Origin of the sequence: Nocardia sp. NPDC060220, from assembly GCF_042727815.1 — a bacterium.
Taxonomy (GTDB): Bacteria; Actinomycetota; Actinomycetes; order Mycobacteriales; family Mycobacteriaceae; genus Nocardia.
The window spans coordinates 1-4,003 of sequence record NZ_JBHWZY010000651.1; the positions used below are offsets into that span (position 1 = coordinate 1).

Annotated in this window: 3 protein-coding genes and 1 pseudogene; 2 read left to right on the plus strand and 2 right to left on the minus strand. The window is 65.8% G+C overall.

The genetic code is table 11. The annotated features are described in order from the left end of the window. A pseudogene (locus ACFWF3_RS27045) lies at positions 1–406 on the minus strand (hypothetical protein); the annotation flags it as partial. A gap of 294 nt (positions 407–700) precedes the next feature. Here ACFWF3_RS27045 and ACFWF3_RS27050 point away from each other — a divergent pair. Next, entirely contained in the window at positions 701–2,350 is a 1,650-nt protein-coding gene (locus ACFWF3_RS27050) for an FAD-dependent monooxygenase (RefSeq protein ID WP_379316187.1), read from the plus strand. A gap of 148 nt (positions 2,351–2,498) precedes the next feature. Here ACFWF3_RS27050 and ACFWF3_RS27055 read toward each other — a convergent pair whose 3' ends face one another. Continuing rightward, entirely contained in the window at positions 2,499–3,134 is a 636-nt protein-coding gene (locus tag ACFWF3_RS27055) for a TetR/AcrR family transcriptional regulator (protein WP_378628561.1), read from the minus strand. Positions 3,135–3,369: 235 nt separating this feature from the next. Here ACFWF3_RS27055 and ACFWF3_RS27060 point away from each other — a divergent pair, with 235 nt between their 5' ends. Beyond that, complete coding sequence (locus ACFWF3_RS27060) at positions 3,370–3,837, plus strand: SRPBCC family protein (protein ID WP_379316189.1); 468 nt, start codon at positions 3,370–3,372, stop codon at positions 3,835–3,837. Positions 3,838–4,003: the final 166 nt, after the last annotated feature.

Below are 4,003 nucleotides of genomic sequence, written 5' to 3' on the forward strand. Positions count from 1 at the left end.
GGTTTCCGCCACCGTTTCCTTGGTTGCCGTTACCGCTGCCGGGGTTCTGATTCCCGTTGTTGCCCTGGTTGCCGCCACCATTTCCCTGATTGCCGTTACCGCTGCCGGGGTTCTGATTCCCGTTGTTGCCCTGGTTACCGCCACCATTTCCCTGGTTACCGTTACCGCCGCCCGGATCCGAATTCCCGTTGTTGCCGCCATTGCCGTGGTCTCCCGGACCCGCGACCAACCGAACAGCGTCGCCGTCGGCGAACCCATCACCGCCGGCAACCTCGGTGGAGCCCAGTCCCTCGGCGACGCTGATTCTGTCCGTGGAGACGACGGTCGGCTGAGCAGCCGCAAGCCCGCCGTAGCCGAGGAGCCCCAGAGCGCCCACGGCCCCTGCCACCACGGCTGTACGCCTCATCCGACCGACTGTCACGCGCCGCCGTCCTGTCCTCGATAGCCCTGCTCCCACCATTGCGGTCGCATCCGGCTCCCCTCTCGTTACGCATCGCCGCGCCCGAGCACCGGCAACCTGCGGATCACAGTTCGAGGTACCGCGTGAGTCGCGAAGCTTGTGGCCGCGGCGGACGGTTCTGTCGGCCGCGATGGCTCGATTCCCGGCGATCCGTCGATTCGTGGGATTCCGCGGGCCGGTGCCAGGCGTACGATCAGCGAACAACATGAGGCGGGGGCTTCCAGCGTGAGGTGATGTCGCATGTTCGATACCGATGTTCTGATCGTCGGCGCAGGTCCGGTGGGCTCGGCCGCCGCCGTCGAGGTGGTCCGGCGTGGCGTCCGGTGCCGGATCATCGACGCGCAATCCGATCCGCCGCAGTACGCGAAAGCGGTCGGCGTCCAGCCCCGCACGCTGGAACTGTTCGAGGCGATGGGCATCCTGCGCGAGGTCCTCGACGCCGCGATCCTGTTGCGCGGCCAGGTCGTGTACATCAACGGCGCCGAGGCCGACCGCATGGATCTGGCGCTGCCCTCCGAGATTCCGTTCGGGTTCCTCGGACTCCCCCAGTACGAGACCGAACGGATCCTGCGACAGCGCCTGGAATCGCTGGGCACGCGAGTTGAGCGCGGAGTCCGGCTCGTCGGGTTCACCCAGGACGAGGACGGCGTCGCCGCCGTGCTCGCCGGACCCGAGGGCGAGCGCACGGTGCGGGCACGGTATCTGGTCGGCTGCGACGGTGCGCACAGCACCGTCCGCAAGACGCTGGGCCTGACGTTCGAGGGCGCGGCCTTCGCCGAGCAGTACATGCTCGGCGATGTCGAGCTGGATTGGTCACAACCGCACGGCTACACCGTGCGGTCGATGCACCAGACCAACGGTGTCACCGACGACGTGCTGGTGTGTGTGCCGCTGCCCGGCCACCACCGATACCGGGTGTCGATGCGGGTTCCCCCGGAACTGGCCTCCGACAACTCCGTCGGCGGCGACAGGGTCGAACACGGACTCGGCACCGGGCCCGGACCTGCGCTGGCCGATATTCAGGCGGTGCTCGACCGGCTCGCGCCCTCACCGACGACTGCCTCGCACTTGCGCTGGTCCTCGGTGTTCCGGATCAGCCATCGCATCGTCGACTCCTACAGCCGGGGAAGAGTTTTCGTCGCGGGAGATGCCGCCCACATCCACCCGCCCACGGGTGCCCAGGGCATGAACACCGGCATCCAAGACGCCCATAACCTCGCCTGGAAGCTCGCGCTTGCCGTCGCAGAGCTAGCCGCGCCGACGCTGCTGGCCAGCTACGACGCCGAACGCAGACCGATCGGCGAGGAGGTGGTCGGTCGCACCGTCCGCGACGCCCGCGACGGGATCGGTGCCGGCGAATCGGACCCCGAACGCGTGCTGCTCCGCGAGGCACAACTCCTGATCGACTATCGCGACAGCCCTATCGTCACCGAATCCCCCAGCGGCGCACTGTTTCCCCTCGCGGGCAGCCGCGCTCCGGACGCAATCGGGCTGACCCGGGACGGCGTGACGTCGCCGTTCCGGCTCTTCACCCTGCTCACCGGCCCCGACCACACACTGCTCTGGTACGTCGGCGACACCTGCGACACAGCCACTCTCACCGAAATCGAACGCCACGTCGACCTGCTTCGGAAACTGACCGACGGCCACCTCGACACCTATCTTGTCGCGAGCCCCCGCGCCGCCGTCGACCCGACGATCCTCCCGGTCATCCGTGACAGCGACGGCGACTTCGCCCGGCAGTATCACTGCACCGCCGCCGCGGCCTACGTCGTCCGCCCCGACGGCTACCTCGGCTGTGCAGCCTCCCCTGCCGCCCCGGACGACCTCATTCGACATTTCGAGTCGACCTTCGCCCCGGCCCCCGAAAGTGTTCTGGGCACCGCCTGATTCACCAGCCCAGCAACAACATTTCCTCCCATCAGCAAGGACACACGACTCTTACAGGGGCCCAGACGAGGGCAAACCCATGGTCCGGTCGAGTACGACGCGAGAAGGGCCGGTTCTCGAATGCGCGACGCATCAGCGTCTTCGGGAGCTATGCGGGCGAATCAGCCTGTGCCACTGAGGTTATCCAGAGCCCGATCATGTCGGCGGTCTGATCGATCACCGCGTCGCGGTCCATGCCCTCTTCGTCCATCTTGACCGAGCGCAGCGCGGTGGAGAAGCCCGCGTTGAGCACGATATAGGCCATGGTGTCGACGTCGAGTCCGTGGGTCGGACCGAGCGACTGTATCAGGTAGAGCTTGATGAGCATTCGCAACCGCGGTTCGAATTCGGGGATCCCGCTGCCGTAGAACTGAAGGTCGGCCACCAAGGCGCGCACGAGGGGCCCGTTGGCTACGAGGATTTCGACGCCGACACGGATGATCTCGGCAACCGTGTCGCGCCGAGGTTTGTCGGCGACCGACTTGGTGAGCAGTCGAGCGTATTGTTCCTCGGCCTGCACGAACAGGCTGTCGGTGAGTTCCTTGACGATCTCTTCCCGGTCGGTGAAATACCGGTACAGAGTGCCGATGCTCATGCCGGCCTCGGCGGCGATCCGGTTCGTCGAGGTGTTGCCGATACCTCGATCACCGAACAGCTGAGCGGCCACCTCGAGAATCCGCGCTTTGGTCTCCTTCGCGCGATCCTGCTGAGGGCGTTTGCGCTGTTGATCGGCGTGGGTTGGCATCAGGTAGACCTCGAGAGCAGGCGGAACAAGAGAGAGCGAGAACGCACACCGTCATGATCACGAAAACACCGGAATCGGTCAATTGCCACCCGAAGTCCGAGTGCCGCACTCCTGTTTGCGCTTTCGGGCCTCGGGTAGGCCGCCACTGTACGAGTTGCAGCGCCTCGAAGGCGCGCAGCTGCGAACGAATCCAGTCTGTGGCGGCGACGCAGGCAGGCTGGGGAATGGAGTACTCGTGAGCACAGTAGCCGCAACTGTCGATGTAGACGTCCCGATCCGTACCGCCTACAACCAGTGGACGCAGTTCGAGACCTTTCCGCAGTTCATGGAAGGAGTCGAGCAGGTCAGTCAAGTCGACGACCGGCACACTCACTGGCGCATCCATGTCGGACCGTCGACACGGGAATTCGACGCCACCATCACCGAACAGCATCCGGACGAACGAGTCGCGTGGAGGTCCGACGACGGGCCCAACCACGCCGGGGTAGTGACATTTCACCGTCTCGACGACACCCATACCCGGATCACCGCGCAAATGGATGTCGACCCGGAGGGTTTCGTCGAAACCGCCGCCGACAAGCTGGGCGTGCTCGAACACCGAGTGAACGGCGACATGAAACGCTTCAAGCAGTTCATCGAGACCGAGGGCCGCGCAACCGGAGCTTGGCGTGGCGATATCCCGCGCCCCGATGCCGGGATCTGAACCGCGACGTTTCGGGTGAGGCACTACAGGCCGCCGTGTTGGACAGTCGCGCACTCCTCGGGGGTTCGACCGGTAGCCGTGAAGATTGTCCGGCGGCCGACTTCCACGGTGTGATCGGCGGCCGCTCGCAGTAGCGCCCAGCAAGGTCACGTCGACATCCACCGCC

Coding starts and splice junctions, on each gene's coding strand:
- ACFWF3_RS27050 (WP_379316187.1), top strand. CDS start 701: ATGTTCGATACCGATGTTCTGATCGTCGGCGCAGGTCCGGTGGGCTCG.
- ACFWF3_RS27055 (WP_378628561.1), bottom strand. CDS start 3,134: ATGCCAACCCACGCCGATCAACAGCGCAAACGCCCTCAGCAGGATCGC.